The sequence below is a fragment of the Sphingopyxis terrae subsp. terrae NBRC 15098 genome (assembly GCF_001610975.1).
In the GTDB taxonomy this organism is placed as follows: Bacteria; Pseudomonadota; Alphaproteobacteria; order Sphingomonadales; family Sphingomonadaceae; genus Sphingopyxis; species Sphingopyxis terrae_A.
Genome location: NZ_CP013342.1, coordinates 1,382,747 through 1,397,671, shown reverse-complemented (window position 1 = coordinate 1,397,671; position 14,925 = coordinate 1,382,747). Strand labels below are relative to the sequence as shown.

Sequence of the window (14,925 nt, the reverse complement as noted above, 5' to 3'; positions counted from 1 at the left end):
TTCGCTAGAGCCGCTCGGCCTGCACGACGCTGTCCGATGCGCGAAGGGCGGACAGGATACGCATGACATGCTGAACGTCGCGCACCTCGACGACGACGTCATAGGTGTGGAAATCGCCCTCCCGGTTCGACAGCCGCAGATTGGTGATATTCGCCGAATTGGCGGCGAGGATGCCCGACATTTCGGCGAGCGTGCCGGTTTCGTTGAGGATTACGACGCACAGCCGGGCATTGCCGCCCTCGCTGTCCTCCTGCCACCTCAGGTCGATCCAGTCGGCGTCGATTCCGTCGGCCAGGCTGGGGCAATCGATCACATGAACCTCGATCCCCTCGCCGGGCCGTGCGAGGCCCACGATGCGGTCGCCGGGAACGGGGTGGCAGCAGTCGGCAAGCTTGTAGGCGACGCCGGGGGTCAGCCCCTCGATCGACACCGCAGCGCCCTGGCGCAGCTTGCCCGGCTTCGATTTCATCTCGGCGGTGATGCCGGGGACGAGCGCTTCGAGAATCTGGTCGTCGGACAATCGCCGCCGTGCGATCGCGACATAGAGCGCGCTGTCATCCTCTAGCTTCAGCCGCTCGCGCGCGGCGGCGCGCGCCTTGTCGCCGACCTTGTTGGGCAGGCGGCGGGCGATCTCGTCGTACATCTTGCGGCCAAGGGCGGCGAGTTCGACCTTTTCCTTCGACCGGACGTGGCGGCGGATCGCGGCGCGCGCCTTGCCCGTCACCGCAAAGCCCAGCCACGCGGGCTGCGGCGTCTGCTTTTCCGACGACAATATCTCGACGGTATCGCCGTTGACGAGCTGGGTGCGCAGCGGCACGAGCCGGCCGTTGACCTTGGCACCGACGGTGCGGTCGCCGAGCCCGGTGTGGACGGCATAAGCAAAATCAACCGGCGTCGCGCCCTTGGGAAGCTGGAACAGGCTGCCCTTCGGCGTGAAGGCGAAGATGCGGTCCTGATACATCGCAATGCGCGTATTCTCGAGCAGTTCGTCGGGATCGTGCGTCTGGTCCAGGATTTCGAGCAGGTCGCGAATCCACCCCGCCTGTCCGTCGGGTGAGCCGCCGCCCTGCTTGTAGGCCCAGTGCGCGGCAAAGCCGAATTCGGACTGCTGGTGCATCGCTTCGCTGCGGATCTGGATTTCGATCCGCATATTTTCATTGTGCATGATCGTCGTGTGCAGCGATTTGTAGCCGTTGCGCTTGGGGGTCGAGATATAATCCTTGAAGCGGCCGGGAACCATTTTCCACTTGCGGTGAAAGACGCCAAGCGCGGCATAGCAGTCGGCATCGCTGCGCGTGATGACGCGAAAGGCGATGATGTCGGTGACCTGTTCGAAGCTGACGTGGCGTTCCTGCATCTTGCGCCATATCGAATAGGGATGCTTTTCGCGCCCCGACACGTCCGCCTCGATCCCGCTTTTCGCGAGCAGTTCCTTGAACTCGCGGCTGATCCCGGCGACCTTGTCCTTGCCGCCCGCGGTCAGTTTGGCGAGCCGGCCGGTGATCGTCGCATAGGCCTCGGGCTCGAGCTCGCGAAAGGCCAGAAGCTGCATTTCGCGCATATATTCATACATGCCGATCCGCTCGGCGAGCGGGGCATAGATGTCCATCGTCTCCTTGGCGATGCGGCGCCTTTTGTCCGGATTCTTGATGAAATGCAGCGTGCGCATATTGTGCAGCCGGTCGGCGAGCTTGACGAGCAGCACGCGGATATCGTCGGACATGGCGAGGAGGAATTTGCGCAGATTTTCGGCGGCGCGCTCATTCTCGGTCTGCGCCTCGATCTTGCTGAGCTTGGTGACGCCATCGACCAGTCGCCCGACGTCGGCGCCGAACAGCCGCTCGATCTCTTCGGGCGTGGTCAGCGTGTCTTCCAGCGTGTCGTGGAGCAGCGCGGTGACGATCGTCTCGCTGTCGAGATGCAGGTCGGTCAGAATGCCCGCGACCTCGACCGGATGGCTGAAATAAGGGTCGCCCGACGCGCGCTTCTGGCTCCCGTGCTTCTGTACGGTGAAGACATAGGCGCGGTTCAGCAGCGCCTCGTCGACGTCGGGATCATAAGCGCGCACGCGCTCGACAAGTTCATACTGCCTCAGCATCGCATCCAATGTCGTTCATGCGAGGCCAATTGCAATATATTTGTATCGGTGGAGCAGCGAAGCCACGAGGCTTCGCCAGCGCAAGAAAAGGGCCGCGCGGTGCAGGGGGGAGAGCCGGCGCGGCCCTTCTTGCGGGCGGAGGGTCAGCCTTCGCCGTTGCAGCGCGCGAGGTCGGCGTCCTCGAGCGGCTTGCCATCGACGGTGAAGCTCGTAACCCGGCCGGCCTTCTTGGCGAGTGCGGCGCACATCATCAGCGGACGGCTGGTGCCGCGGCCTGCCGTGCAGGTCGTGCCCTCACAGACCCAGACGACATCGCGGGCGACGAAGCGCGCGGTCTTCGCCGCGTCGGCCAGTTCGGCGCGATAGAAAGGGCCGCCAGCGGCGGCGGCAGGAACAGCGGGGAGCACCGCGGCGCCGATCGACAGCGCGCCCGCCAGGGCGAGCATCGGGGTGCCGGGGGAAAGCCGGAAATGGAACATGGGGGCCTCCTTTTTTTGACAACCGGAAGATTGCGCTTCGCGATCTGGTGCGTCCGTTGCGAAATGCAACCGAGGCCCTATATTTTTTTGGCACGGCGGCGATTTTACGTTAGGGCATGGCCTATGGGAAAATTACGCGAAAAACTGAACGATCTTGATGGGGGCAATTGCGCCCTGCCGCTCGCGCTCGAGGCGATGGGCGAACGATGGTCCTTCATGATCCTTCGCGCCGCCTTCAACGGTGTCCATCATTTCGAAGAGTTCCAGCAGGAGCTCAATATCGCGCGCAACATCCTGTCGAACCGGCTGTCGAAGCTGGTCGATCATGGCATTATGGCGCGCGAAGTGATGGCCGAGGATCGTCGCAAGGTTCTGTATCAGCTTACCCAGAAGGGCGTCGAACTGCTGCCCGCGATGATCGCGCTGCGCCAGTGGGGTGAAAAATGGGGGGCGGGGGTCCCCTCGACCCCGGTGCTCGTCGATTCGCATGACGAACAGCCGATCGGCCCGGTGACGATCACCGCGCACGATGGCCGGCCGCTGGAATATGGCGAGCTTGTCTGGAAACATCGTTCGGAACTCCAGCCGCTCGGCCAGGCGCGCGTGCGGATGGCACCGGTCGCGGCCGAATGATCCCCACTTTGCGGACGACGCGCTCGTCCCCTGATTTCGGCGGCTGACATGGCAAGCCAGACTTCCCCGATTCCGTTGTTCGGCTTTTCCTCGCCCGGGCCGTTTTTCGGGAACAAGATCCGCGCCTTCTGGAATCTCCAGATCCTCGGCTGGCTCGGCTGGTTCGGGCTGCGCGTCGTGTCGGGGCTGGCGGGCGGCCAATCCTTCGATTTCCTTGTCCTCGTCGTCGTTTCCGCGGTTACGGGCTTTTCGCTGACACTGCTGCTTTCGGTTTGCTATCGCGCGCTGATCAACCGCCGCACGATCCTGATGTGGGGGGCAAGCTTCGGCCTCCTGGCCTTCGCCACCGCGGTCTGGGCCTTCATCGACGCCTGGCTGTTCCAGATATTGAAGCCCGACAGCGAGACGAGCTTTACTGGCCTGCTGCTGGTATCGATCTATATCGACGCGACGACGCTCGCCGCCTGGTCGGCGCTCTATTTCGCGATCAACTATTTCCTGCAGCTCGAGGAACAGAATGACCGCGTGCTGCGGCTCGAGGCGCAGGCCGCGTCGGCGCAGCTCGCGATGCTGCGCTACCAGCTCAACCCGCACTTCCTTTTCAACACGCTCAACAGCATCTCGACCCTTGTCCTTCTGAAACAGACCGAGCCCGCCAATGCGATGCTGTCGCGCCTGTCGGCCTTTCTGCGCTACACGCTCGCCAACGAACCGACCGCGCAGGTGACGCTGGCGCAGGAGGTCGAGACGCTGAAGCTCTACCTCGACATCGAGAAGATGCGTTTCGAGGACCGGCTGCGGCCGCATTTCCAGATTGATCCGGCGGCGCAGCGCGCCCGCCTGCCTTCGTTGCTGCTCCAGCCGCTGATCGAAAATGCGATCAAATATGCGGTGACACCGCAGGAAGAAGGAGCCGACATTACCCTGACGGCTCAGCTTGCCGGTCAAAATGTTCGGATTACCGTGTCCGACACCGGCACGGGATTGTCAGCCGATGGCGTCGACCCCACCACCGGGATTGCAACGGAATCGACCGGTGTGGGTTTAGCCAACATCAGGGACCGGCTGGCCCAGGCCTATGGCGACCAGCAACGGTTCGAGGTGCAATCGGGCACCGATGGCGGATTCACAGTGATTATCGAGATTCCGTTTCAGCCCGATGGACAAGCGACGATTGGAACCGAACGCACATGACGATCAGAACCATCCTGGTGGATGACGAGAAATTGGCGACCCAGGGCCTGCAACTGCGGCTTGAAGCGCATAGCGATGTCGAAGTCGTGGACACCGCGCAGAACGGCCGGGAGGCCATTCGCAAGATCAAGACGCACAAGCCCGACCTCGTCTTCCTCGATATCCAGATGCCCGGATTCGACGGTTTTTCGGTGATCCAGGGGCTGATGGAAGTCGAGCCGCCGCTCGTCGTCTTCGTCACCGCCTATTCGGATCATGCGATCCGCGCCTTCGAGGCGCAGGCGGTCGATTATCTGGTGAAGCCCGTCGAACCCGAGCGGCTCGCCGATGCGATCGACCGCGTGCGCCAGCGCCTCACTGAAAAGCGTGGCGCGGCCGAGGTTGAGCGGCTGAAGACGGTGCTTGCCGAAGTCGCGCCCGACGCGGTCGAGGAATATGATGCCGAAACGGCGGCCGATGCGCCTGCCGCTGACCGCTACGAAAAGATGATCAACATCAAGGATCGCGGGCAGATTTTCCGCGTCGATGTCGACAGCATCGAACGCATCGACGCTGCCGGCGACTATATGTGCATCTACACCGCCGACAATTCGCTGATCCTGCGCGAAACGATGAAGGATCTCGAAAAGCGGCTCGACCCGCGCAATTTCCAGCGCGTGCATCGCTCGACCATCGTCAACCTCAGCCAGGTGAAGCAGGTCAAGCCCCACACCAACGGCGAGTGTTTCCTCGTGCTCGGCTCGGGCGCGCAGGTGAAGGTCAGCCGCAGCTACCGCGACGTGGTCGCGCGGTTTGTGCACTAAGCGCCAACACATATCGTCATTGCGAGGAGCGAAGCGACGCTGCAATCCAGAGCAGGCGTAAGCCGCTTTGGACTGCTTCGCTGCGCTCGCAATGGCGAGGCTCTACAATTGATGCCCCGTGCGGTCGCGCTTCGTCGCGAGATATTGCGCGTTATATTTGTTCGTCGGCAGCGCGAGCGGGATGCGTTCAACGACGTCGACGCCCTCCTTTTCCAGTCGCGCGACCTTTTCGGGATTGTTGGTCATCAGGCGGATGCGCGGGATGTTGAGCAGCGCGAGTATCTGGCCGGCGATCGCAAAATCGCGCGCCTCGACGGGGAAACCCAGCCGCAGATTGGCGTCGACTGTATCATAGCCCTGATCCTGCAGCGCATAGGCGCGCAGCTTATTGACGAGGCCGATGCCGCGGCCTTCCTGGCGCAGATAGAGCAACACCCCCCATGGCGCGTCGGCCATCGCGTGCAGCGCCGCATGCAGCTGCGGTCCGCAATCGCATTTGAGACTGCCGAGCACGTCGCCGGTCAGGCATTCGCTGTGCAGACGCACCACGGGCGGATTGCCGTCGCGCTTGCCGATAATCAGCGCGACATGGTCCGACGCTTCCTCGGGGCTGCGAAAGGCGACGATCTCTGCGGTTTCGCTCGCCGCGACAGGCAGGCGCGCGCGCGCCGCGATTTCGAGCCGCGCCGGGTCGAGCAGGGCGGCGACGTCGGCGGCGGAACAGACGGTTTCGGCTTCACCTCCGGCCGTGTGCACGAAAAAGGCGGGGAGCAGGCCCGCGTGGCGCGCCATTGTCATCGCAGTCGCCGCCGCCGCCTCGCCGCCGTTTGCGATCGTGCGAAACGGTCCTTTGAGCGGATTGGCAAGGTCGAGCGCCGGGTCGGCGATCGCCAGCGCCGCGGCGATGCTCGCGGCGCCATCCGCGAGCCGCACGGGCCCCGGCGTTGCGGCGGCGCGCTGGTTGGTAAGCTTCAGCGTGACCGCGCGCTCGCCCGAGATCAGCAGGTCGGCGCTGCCGAATTCGGCCAGCGCCGCATCGCGCGCGCTTTCGACGGCGAGCAGATCAAGAGCCCCGTCGGCGCCTTCGATCCGAAAGGGCCACCCGCGGCGCAGCGCGTCGATTGCGCGCGCGGCGCGGCGGGCGCCGCGGTCGCTACCCGCCGCGTCGCTCAAAATGCGAACTCCGTGACGAGGGGGATATGGTCGGACGGGCGTTCCCAGCTCCGCGCCGGCTGGACGACGCGGTGGCTCTGCGCCGCGTTCCGGATGTCGGGGGTAACCCACATATGGTCGAGCCGCCGACCGCGGTTCGACGCTTCCCAGTCCTTCGCGCGGTAACTCCACCAGGTGTAGAGCGGCGTCGGCGGCGCCACGAACTGGCGGCCGAGATCGATCCAGCCAGCCGCGGCCTGCAGGCGGGCGAGCGTATCGACCTCAACCGGCGTATGACTGACGACGTCGAGCAGCGCTTTATGGTTCCATACGTCGCTTTCGAGCGGCGCGACGTTGAAGTCGCCGGTCAGCACTGTGGGCGTATCGGCGAGCGCGCCCGCCCATTCGGTCATGCGCTCCAGAAAGTCGAGCTTCTGACCGAATTTGGGGTTTAGCGCGCGGTCGGGGATATCGCCGCCGGCGGGGATATAGACATTGTCCAGTCGCACGCCCGACGGCAGCGTCACGCCGACATGGCGTGCCTCGCCATTGGCCTGCCAATCATATTTGCGCACATCGGTGAGCGGCAGCTTGCTGACGATCGCGACCCCATGGTGCATCCGCTGGCCGTTGGTGACGATGTGACGATAGCCCAGATCCTCAAACATCTGCTTCGGAAACAGTCCGCATTCGACCTTCGTTTCCTGAAGGCAGAGGACGTCAGGCGCCTCTTCGCGCAGGAATTTCTCGACGATGCCAATGCGCGCACGCACGCTGTTGATGTTCCAGGAAGCAATGCTCGTTTGGGTCATGGGGTCCGGCTCTATCGGTGCGAAGCCTTCACTGCAATCGTTGCGGGCTGGTGCCGCCTGCAGCGACGCGCCGGACACGCCGCGCATAAACATAAACCCCCGTTCCAGGGGCGGTGGAACGGGGGTTCAAGGTCAGCGTTCGTCACGCTCTTGAATGAAGACACCTGGCAATCCGGTTGGGGCAACAGGGGGAAACCCAAAATCCGGAGGCCGTGTCGGCGCCTTCGAGAGTTGAAATAGCCCCTCTTCCCTGTCCCCAAGCTGAACGAAAATCGGCGGCTGTCGGCGACATTTGCAGTTCGTCGATGCCGAACGTCGGTTGGACGGAAAAAGGGCGCCGAATCCCATTGGGGAGACGGTGCCCTGTTCATAAAAGTCGTGCTGGCGTCAGACGCGGCCGCGCTGTTTGGGGCGGGGATCGGTCCAGCGGAAGGCCGAATCGGCGACCGGCACGTTGAAACGCTGGTTCGACAGATCGATCCGCGTCCGGTTGTTCTGCGAATCGAGCGCCACCCAGCCGCGCAGCCGCAATCCGCCCGGCGCCCCCGCATCGCGGATGAACACCATGGTGATCGTCCCATATTCGGGGCGCTTGGGATCCTTGACCTCGACGCTCAGCACATCGCTGTTTCCGGTCGGAACGACCTTCGCATATTTGGCGAGATCGCGATCGGGATCGAGCAGCGCGCCGAGCGGCGAATTTTTCACCGGCCAGCTTTGGACCTGCTTGACCTCATAATCGATCATCGTCAGGCGGCTGCCGTCGCCGACGATCAGCAGCGGGACGCCCTTCTGATACTGGAAGCGGATCTTGCCCGGACGCTTCAGCGTCAGCTGTCCGCTCAGCCGCTGACCGTTGCGATCGGTCTGCACGAAGTCGGCGGTCATCGAACTGGTCGACTTGAGGTGCGATTGCACCGCGGCGAGCGCGCTCGCCGATTGCGCGATGGCGGGCGCGGTCAGCGTCAGGCCGATGGCGGCGGCGGGCGCGAGCGCCAGCGCGGCGGCGCGGGTCAGGATATGGCGGTCGATCGTCAGGGTCATCGGGCTCTCTTGTATGTTTCGGTCGATACCGGCTTGTTGCAGGGCGGCATTGAACCCGCCCTGAACCCGGCCTTTAGCCGCTGTTCAAGTCGTTGGCGTGGCGAAAGGTTCCCTATCGCGGCTGCCCATATTGGTCGGTCAGCACGTCGCGGCGGCCGACATGGTTCGGCGGGCTGACCAGCCCTTCGTCCTCCATCCGCTCGATCAGCCGCGCCGCGCTATTATAGCCGATGCGCAGCTGGCGTTGCAGCCAGCTGGTCGATGCCTTCTGGCTTTCGACCACGATCTGGCAGGCCTTGGCATACATGCGGTCCTCGGCACTGTCGCCGCCCGCAGGCGCGCCTTCCATGGCGAAACCGCCGTCCTCGGGATCTTCTGTGACGCTCTCGACATAGTCGGGGCGTCCCTGGCCGCGCCAATGGTCGGCGACCGCGCGGACTTCGTCGTCGGAAACGAAGGGGCCGTGGATGCGCGTGATCTGCTTGCCGCCGGGAACGTAAAGCATGTCGCCCTTGCCCAGCAGTTGTTCGGCGCCGGCCTCGCCCAAAATGGTGCGGCTGTCGATTTTCGACGTAACGTTGAAGCTGATGCGGGTCGGCAGGTTCGCCTTGATGACGCCGGTGATGACGTCGACCGACGGACGCTGCGTCGCAAGGATCAGATGGATGCCCGCCGCGCGCGCCTTTTGCGCGAGGCGCTGGATGAGGAATTCGACTTCCTTGCCCGCGGTCATCATCAGGTCGGCCAGCTCGTCGACGACGACGACGATCTGCGGCAGCGGCTGATAATCAAGCGTTTCTTCCTCATAGACCGGCTGGCCGGTCTCGGGATCATAGCCCGTCTGGACACGCCGCCCGAGCGACTTGCCCTTGGCGAGCGCGCCGCGCACCTTGTCATTGTAGGACGCGAGGTTGCGCACCGAGAGCGACGACATCATCCGGTAGCGATCCTCCATCTGCTCGACCGCCCATTTGAGCGCGCGCACCGCCTTCTTGGGTTCGGTCACCACCGGGGCAAGCAGGTGCGGGATGTCGTCATAGACGCTGAGTTCCAGCATCTTGGGATCGATCATGATCATCTTCACCTGATCGGGACCGAGGCGATAGAGCAGCGACAGGATCATCGCATTGAGGCCGACCGATTTACCCGACCCGGTGGTGCCGGCGATCAGCAGGTGCGGCATTGGCGCAAGATCGGCGATCACCGCGTCGCCGCTGATATTCTTGCCGAGGATGATGGGCAGCGCGCCGCTATGTTCCTGAAACAGCCCGCTGCCGATGATTTCGTGCAGCACGACGGCCTCGCGGTGCGCATTGGGCAATTCGATGCCGATGACGGTGCGCCCCGGAATCGGCGCGATGCGCGCCGACAGCGCCGACATGTTGCGCGCGATGTCGTCCGCGAGGTTCGACACGCGGCTCGCCTTGGTTCCGGGCGCGGGCTCAAGCTCGTACATGGTGACGACCGGACCGGGGCGGACCGCAGTGATCACGCCCTTGACCTGGAAATCCTCGAGCACCGATTCGAGCAAGCGCGCATTGCGTTCGAGCGCCGCCTTGTCGATCTGTCCCGCCGGCGTGTCGGGGGCCGGGGAAAGCAGGTCGATCGAGGGAAGCCGGTAATTGGTGAACAGCTCGGTCTGCGGCTTGGCGCGCGGCTTCGATGGCGCCGAGCGCTGCGCCGGGTCGGCAATCTCGGGCGGGGCGCGATCGCTCGGTTCGGCGCGCGGGCGCGGCCGGATCACGCGCTCGACCAGATTGGCGGGGCGCGGCGCATCGGCCGGGGCCGCGCGCGCCGGTTCGACGACCCGGTTTCCTTCGGCCGCCGGCAGTCTGAGCCGCCCGAGCCAGCCCTTTTCAAGCCGCAGCGAGCGCATCGCGAGCCAGAGGCCGACAAGGATGAGGAGCAGGATCGTGCCGAAGCGGATCAGCGCCGCGGCGGGGTCGCCTGCCAGCGCAAACAGCGGGGTGACCGCGCTCCCCGCGAGCAGAGCGAGCAGGCCGCCCCAACCCGCGGGCATCGGTGATCCCGACGCCGGCGACCAAAGCTCGGCGCCCATGCCGACGAGCAGGATGCCGGCAAAGCAATAGGTGAGCTGACGCAGCCAATAGGGCTGCGGCTCGGCCGCCCACAGCCGCCAGGCCATGATGCCGAACAGCGGGACGAGCAGCGCGACCGGCGCGCCGCCGACCGACAGGCCAAGGTCGGCGAACCAGGCCCCCGCATGGCCCATCCAGTTGGCGGCGCTGCCGCCCGCAGCGGTGTTGAGCGCTGCGTCGGTGCTGTCGTATGTGAGCAGGGCGAGCGCGAAAAACAGCGTGAAGGCGGCGAGCGCCAGTGCCGCGGCAATCACCAGCGATCGCGCGATGCTTTGTCTGAAAACGGTGCGCCAGTCGGCCTTCGCCGATGCGGGCTTGCGGCTTGCCATGCGGAATGCGGTCCTCGATCGATTAACCACGGCGATATGCGCATGGGGCGGACTCGTCGTCAAGCGGCGCCCGGCCCGCCGGCGATCCGGGTGCGCCTGTCCGCTTCCCAAGCGCGCCGGGCCAGAGTAGAGCGGCGGCATGAGCGAAATATTGCGCAGCGATGTCCTGATCTCCGGCGGCGGGCTTGTCGGCCAGGCTCTGGCGATCGCGCTTTCCCATCATGGTCTGTCGTCGCAGATCGTCGACCCCGCCGATCCGGTTGCGACGATCGCGCCAGGCTTCGATGGCCGCGCCTCGGCGATCGCCAGCGCGGTATGGCAGATGTTCGGCGTGCTCGGCCTTGCTGACCGGCTCGCACCCCACGGCTGCCCGATCCGCGCGATCAAGGTCAGCGACGGGGGACAGGCGGGCGAGCTCGATTTCGTCGCCGATGCGGACGCCCCCGCGCTCGGTACGATGGTCGAAAACCGCCAGCTTCGCGTCGCGCTCGCGGCGGCGCTTGCCGAGGCGCCGCTGGTGCGCCTGTTCATGCCGGCGAAGGTGGTCGCGCGCGATATCGACGCGCATGGTGTCACGCTGACCCTCGCCGATGGCACGCGGCTCGCGGCGCCACTGCTCATCGTCGCCGAAGGGCGCCGTTCGCCGACCCGCGATGCGGCCGGCTTCACGATCGCCAACTGGTCCTATCATCATCACGCGATGATTGGCGCGGTGGCGCATTCGCGTCCGCATGATCAGATCGCGCACGAAATCTTTTTCCCCTCGGGACCCTTCGCGCTGCTTCCGCTTGTCGACGATGGCGAGGGGCGGCATCGCTCGGCCTTCGTGTGGACCGTATCCGAACAGGACGGGCCGGGGTTCGCCAAGCTTGGCGACCGGGGCTTCCTTGCCGAACTCGGCAAGCGCGCGGGCGACATTCTCGGCACGATGGAGCTCGTCGCGCCGCGCATGACCTATCCGCTCGGCTTCCATCACAGCGCGCAGATCGTCGGCGACCGCATCGTCCTGGTCGGCGACGCTGCGCACGGCATCCATCCGATCGCGGGGCAGGGTCTCAACCTGGGGCTGCGCGATGCCGCGGCGCTGGCCGAGGTCCTCGTCGACGGCGCGCGGATCGGACTCGATCTTGGCGATGCGGCGCTGCTCGCGCGCTATCAGCGCTGGCGCGGGCTCGACAATCTGATGGTCAGCCTCGCGACCGACGGACTGACGCGGCTGTTCGGCATTCCGGGGCGCACCGCCTCCCTCGTCCGCCGTACCGGGCTCGGCGCGGTGCAGCGCATGCCGGCGCTCAAGCGCTTCTTCATGGACGAAGCGCGCGGCGAAGCGGGCGATCTGCCTCGGCTGCTGGCTGGCACCGAAATATAGCTAGTCCTGCTTGGGCGCCCCGTGCGACCGCGCTAACCATTGCGGCATAGCCTGATCCTGCGCGGCCATTTTGCCGCGGGGAACAGGGGACATAAGATGTCGGACAGGATCGAGGCACGGCGCACACCGCGGCAGAGGTGACGCCGGGTGCGCGGGCGCGGATCGATCGTGCCTTTGCGCGTCGCTGGCGCTCGCCGCACTAACGCTCTACTGCAGCGTCGCGCGTCCGTCGTCGCCGTCGAAGCGGCCGAAAAACTGCATCAACTGAATCACCAGTTCGGCGCGCGTTTCGAGCGGAGAGGTTTCAAGCAGCGCCTGCTTGGCCGCAGCGTCGAACGGTGCGACCTGCGCGATGCCGTTCACCAGTGTTTCGTCGTCGAGCTGACCGACCGAAGCCCAGTCGACGACATAGCCCTGCCGCTCGGCAAAGCGTTTCGCCTCGCGCTCAAGGCTCGCGCGCTCGATGCTCGACAGCGCTGCTTCATCCTCGACCTCGGCCTCTATTTCGGCCTCAACCTGGCGAAAGGGTGTCGTGACGTCGAGCTCGCGGCGGACGCGAAAGCGCGCGACGCCTTCCAGGACGATGTTGAACCGACCCTCGGCGAGCGCCTCGACGTCGATGATGCGCCCGACGCAGCCGACATCGTAAAGCGCGGGGGGCTCGCGATCCTCCTCGCCCGGGATCTGGCGCGGCTGGATCATCCCGATCTGGCGGTCGCGCGCCAGCACTTCCTGCACCATCGCCTTGTAGCGCGGCTCGAAAATGTGGAGCGGCAGGTGCAGTCCCGGAAACAGCACCGCCCCGGGCAGCGGAAAAATCGCGATCCGCTGAATGGTCAGGGGCGCGTCGGTCGACATCAGCCGAACAGGATCAGTGACAGGCGGCGGCGCTGGGCGGCGACCCACGGATCTTCCAGCCCCACCGCTTCGAACAGCGACAGCAGCTTCGCGCGCGCTGCCCCGTCGTTCCATTCGCGGTCGGCGGCGACGATGTAGAGCAGATTGTCGGCGGCGGCATCGCGCTGTCCCGCGCCGATTTGCGCCACGGCAAGATCAAAGCGCGCCTGATGGTCGTCGGGATGGGCGGCGGTCGCGGCTTCCAGCGCCGCGAGTTCGCCGGCGTCGGGCGCATCTGCGGCGAGTTCGAGCGCGCTTTTCGCCTGCGCGATCGCGGGATCGCCCGCAATGTCGGCGGGGACGGCGGCCAGCGCCAGCGCCGCACCTTCGCTATCGCCTGCGGCGAGCAGCGCGCGGATCAGCCCGCTGTGCGCGGCGGCGCTGTCGGGCGCCATTTCGGCGACCTGCGAAAAAATGCCGACCGCGCGCGGGCCGTCGCCTTCGGCCAGAACCGATTCGCCCATTTCGAGCAGCGGGGCGATCTCGACCGCGCGTGCTCCGGCGTCGCTTTCGACCGGCAATTGAGCGAGCAGCTGGTCGAGCATCGACTTGAGCTGGCTTTCGCTGCGCGCGTTTGTCAGGTTGGCGACCGGCTGGCCTTGGAAGATCGCATAAACGGTCGGGATCGACTGGACCTGAAACTGGCTCGCGATGAAACCGTTCGTATCGACGTCGACCTTCGCCAGCACCACGCCCTTGTCGGCGTAATCGGCGGCGACCTTTTCGAGCACGGGGGCGAGCTGCTTGCACGGCCCGCACCATTCGGCCCAGAAATCGAGGATGACGAGCTTCGTCATCGACGGTTCGACGACGTCGCGGCGGAAGGCTTCGACGGCTTCCTTTTCCTGCGGGTTCAGCCCCAATGTCGCCACGCTCATGCTCCTTGCCGGTTGTTTCGCGCCATGGTGGCGGGCTGCAATGGCCCCGTGCCGACGCGAAAAGAATCTCCTCGCCGCGTTATGTGGGAATTATACGCCGGATGCCAACCCTTCGCCCGGCCCCTCTAAGAAAAGTACAAGGGGGGGCTTGCCGACTCCAAAAGCCGGTGCTAATCGCCCGCCTCACCCGCTGGCACCCACCGGTCGCCAGCCGCCAGAGCGGGCGTAGCTCAGGGGTAGAGCACAACCTTGCCAAGGTTGGGGTCGAGGGTTCGAATCCCTTCGCCCGCTCCAGTTTTCCTAACAATTTCAGACACTTACGCCGAATGGCGGCGTAATACGCGTCGTTACGTGGGCTCGATTTTTGCCTCGCGTAATAAGGACGTAATATGATGGGAGCGAGCTGTCGGGTGCCTCTAGGGCAGGATCGGCGACGTTGTTCGCAGAGGTCCGAACATTCTTCCGCCGATCCGACACGCCTCACATGCTCTAATCTTTCTGCTGTTTGGCCTCTTGGCGGGCGTCGCGAAGGATTTCGATGCCGCCCTTGATCGCGATCAGCGCAGTCGCAAATCCAACCAGAAGGTCCGGCCAGTTCGTACCGAGCCACCAGACGAGGACACCCGCGATCAGGATGCCGCCGTTCGAGATGAAGTCGTTGTAGCTGAAGGTTGTCGCGGCTCTGAGGTTGACGTCCGGATCCTGAATGCGCTGCAAGAGCTTCAGACAAGCATAGTTCACCACCGCAGCGACGGCCGACATGATCATCATTGTCGGACCGATCGGTTCGCTGCCTTCGAAATAGCGCCGTCCTACATCGAACAGGACGCCGGCCGCGAAGACCAGCAGCATGACACCCGATGCCGTGGCAGCACGGGTTTTCCATTTCAGGCCGTGGCTGAGCGCAACGAGGCTCAAGGCATAGACCGCGGCGTCGGACAGATTGTCGAGCCCATTGGCGATGAGCGCGCTCGAATCGCCGAGCCCGCCGGTTACGAGGAAGGCGATCGCGATAGCCGAGTTCAGGACGAGAACGATCTGGAGCGTTCGCTTTTCGCGTTCGCTCCCGGATGCTTTTTCATTCATTGCAAGCTCCTCAATCCTCACCATCCCTAAAAGGAGGCGGAACCCGCTTGGG

General features: G+C 64.9%; 13 protein-coding genes and 1 tRNA gene. 5 read left to right on the top strand and 9 right to left on the bottom strand.

The genetic code is table 11. The features are described from left to right. Window positions 1–4: 4 nt before the first annotated feature. Entirely contained in the window at window positions 5–2,098 is a 2,094-nt protein-coding gene (locus AOA14_RS06720; RefSeq protein WP_058811283.1) for a RelA/SpoT family protein, read from the bottom strand. 143 nt (window positions 2,099–2,241) lie between these two features. After that, window positions 2,242–2,577: a CC_3452 family protein gene (locus AOA14_RS06715; protein WP_062901216.1), complete on the bottom strand. Its 336-nt coding sequence runs from the start codon at window positions 2,575–2,577 to the stop codon at window positions 2,242–2,244. Between the two features lie 123 nt (window positions 2,578–2,700). On the opposite strand from AOA14_RS06715, the gene AOA14_RS06710 reads away from it, so the two are divergent. The 3 genes from AOA14_RS06710 to AOA14_RS06700 are packed head-to-tail and all read left to right on the top strand — an operon-like array spanning window position 2,701 to window position 5,207. Beyond that, a complete protein-coding gene (locus tag AOA14_RS06710; RefSeq protein WP_003046553.1) occupies window positions 2,701–3,210 on the top strand; it encodes a winged helix-turn-helix transcriptional regulator in 510 nt (169 codons plus the stop codon). A 48-nt stretch (window positions 3,211–3,258) separates the two neighbouring features. Next, entirely contained in the window at window positions 3,259–4,404 is a 1,146-nt protein-coding gene (locus tag AOA14_RS06705; RefSeq protein ID WP_062901215.1) for a sensor histidine kinase, read from the top strand. Beyond that, window positions 4,401–5,207 carry a LytR/AlgR family response regulator transcription factor gene (locus AOA14_RS06700; protein WP_062901214.1) on the top strand — a complete coding sequence of 269 codons (807 nt, stop codon included), beginning with the start codon at window positions 4,401–4,403 and terminating at the stop codon, window positions 5,205–5,207. Before AOA14_RS06705 ends, AOA14_RS06700 begins: the two co-directional genes overlap by 4 nt. A 102-nt stretch (window positions 5,208–5,309) precedes the next feature. On the opposite strand, the gene ribA is transcribed toward AOA14_RS06700, so the two are convergent. The 4 genes from ribA to AOA14_RS06680 all read right to left on the bottom strand — a co-directional run bounded on the left by ribA (window position 5,310) and on the right by AOA14_RS06680 (window position 10,643). Then, window positions 5,310–6,380 carry a GTP cyclohydrolase II gene (gene ribA / locus AOA14_RS06695; protein WP_062901213.1) on the bottom strand — a complete coding sequence of 357 codons (1,071 nt, stop codon included), beginning with the start codon at window positions 6,378–6,380 and terminating at the stop codon, window positions 5,310–5,312. Further along, window positions 6,377–7,171, bottom strand: a complete 795-nt coding sequence (locus AOA14_RS06690; RefSeq protein ID WP_062901212.1) for an exodeoxyribonuclease III — start codon at window positions 7,169–7,171, stop codon at window positions 6,377–6,379. Before AOA14_RS06690 ends, ribA begins: the two co-directional genes overlap by 4 nt. Window positions 7,172–7,558: 387 nt before the next feature. Then, window positions 7,559–8,215, bottom strand: a complete 657-nt coding sequence (locus AOA14_RS06685; RefSeq protein WP_062901211.1) for a LolA family protein — start codon at window positions 8,213–8,215, stop codon at window positions 7,559–7,561. 112 nt (window positions 8,216–8,327) lie between these two features. After that, the gene (locus AOA14_RS06680; protein ID WP_062901210.1) at window positions 8,328–10,643 is read right to left on the bottom strand and encodes an FtsK/SpoIIIE family DNA translocase; all 2,316 of its coding nucleotides are present in this window, start codon (window positions 10,641–10,643) and stop codon (window positions 8,328–8,330) included. A gap of 139 nt (window positions 10,644–10,782) precedes the next feature. On the opposite strand from AOA14_RS06680, the gene AOA14_RS06675 reads away from it, so the two are divergent. Further along, the gene (locus tag AOA14_RS06675) at window positions 10,783–12,012 is read left to right on the top strand and encodes an FAD-dependent monooxygenase (protein ID WP_062901209.1); all 1,230 of its coding nucleotides are present in this window, start codon (window positions 10,783–10,785) and stop codon (window positions 12,010–12,012) included. Window positions 12,013–12,219: 207 nt separating this feature from the next. On the opposite strand, the gene AOA14_RS06670 is transcribed toward AOA14_RS06675, so the two are convergent. Further along, complete coding sequence (locus AOA14_RS06670) at window positions 12,220–12,870, bottom strand: LON peptidase substrate-binding domain-containing protein (RefSeq protein WP_082819847.1); 651 nt, start codon at window positions 12,868–12,870, stop codon at window positions 12,220–12,222. Beyond that, window positions 12,870–13,781, bottom strand: a complete 912-nt coding sequence (locus AOA14_RS06665) for a tetratricopeptide repeat protein (RefSeq protein ID WP_062903041.1) — start codon at window positions 13,779–13,781, stop codon at window positions 12,870–12,872. The genes AOA14_RS06670 and AOA14_RS06665 overlap by 1 nt, the downstream gene beginning before the upstream one ends. A gap of 225 nt (window positions 13,782–14,006) precedes the next feature. Here AOA14_RS06665 and AOA14_RS06660 point away from each other — a divergent pair. Further along, window positions 14,007–14,081, top strand: a tRNA-Gly gene (locus tag AOA14_RS06660). Window positions 14,082–14,276: 195 nt separating this feature from the next. Here AOA14_RS06660 and AOA14_RS06655 read toward each other — a convergent pair. Beyond that, the gene (locus AOA14_RS06655; protein ID WP_003046522.1) at window positions 14,277–14,873 is read right to left on the bottom strand and encodes a cation efflux transmembrane domain-containing protein; all 597 of its coding nucleotides are present in this window, start codon (window positions 14,871–14,873) and stop codon (window positions 14,277–14,279) included. Window positions 14,874–14,925 lie beyond the last annotated feature (52 nt).

Coding starts and splice junctions, on each gene's coding strand:
- AOA14_RS06670 (WP_082819847.1), bottom strand. CDS start 12,870: ATGTCGACCGACGCGCCCCTGACCATTCAGCGGATCGCGATTTTTCCG.
- AOA14_RS06710 (WP_003046553.1), top strand. CDS start 2,701: ATGGGAAAATTACGCGAAAAACTGAACGATCTTGATGGGGGCAATTGC.
- AOA14_RS06685 (WP_062901211.1), bottom strand. CDS start 8,215: ATGACCCTGACGATCGACCGCCATATCCTGACCCGCGCCGCCGCGCTG.
- AOA14_RS06655 (WP_003046522.1), bottom strand. CDS start 14,873: ATGAATGAAAAAGCATCCGGGAGCGAACGCGAAAAGCGAACGCTCCAG.
- AOA14_RS06715 (WP_062901216.1), bottom strand. CDS start 2,577: ATGTTCCATTTCCGGCTTTCCCCCGGCACCCCGATGCTCGCCCTGGCG.
- AOA14_RS06705 (WP_062901215.1), top strand. CDS start 3,259: ATGGCAAGCCAGACTTCCCCGATTCCGTTGTTCGGCTTTTCCTCGCCC.
- AOA14_RS06720 (WP_058811283.1), bottom strand. CDS start 2,098: ATGCTGAGGCAGTATGAACTTGTCGAGCGCGTGCGCGCTTATGATCCC.
- AOA14_RS06700 (WP_062901214.1), top strand. CDS start 4,401: ATGACGATCAGAACCATCCTGGTGGATGACGAGAAATTGGCGACCCAG.
- AOA14_RS06680 (WP_062901210.1), bottom strand. CDS start 10,643: ATGGCAAGCCGCAAGCCCGCATCGGCGAAGGCCGACTGGCGCACCGTT.
- AOA14_RS06690 (WP_062901212.1), bottom strand. CDS start 7,171: ATGACCCAAACGAGCATTGCTTCCTGGAACATCAACAGCGTGCGTGCG.
- AOA14_RS06675 (WP_062901209.1), top strand. CDS start 10,783: ATGAGCGAAATATTGCGCAGCGATGTCCTGATCTCCGGCGGCGGGCTT.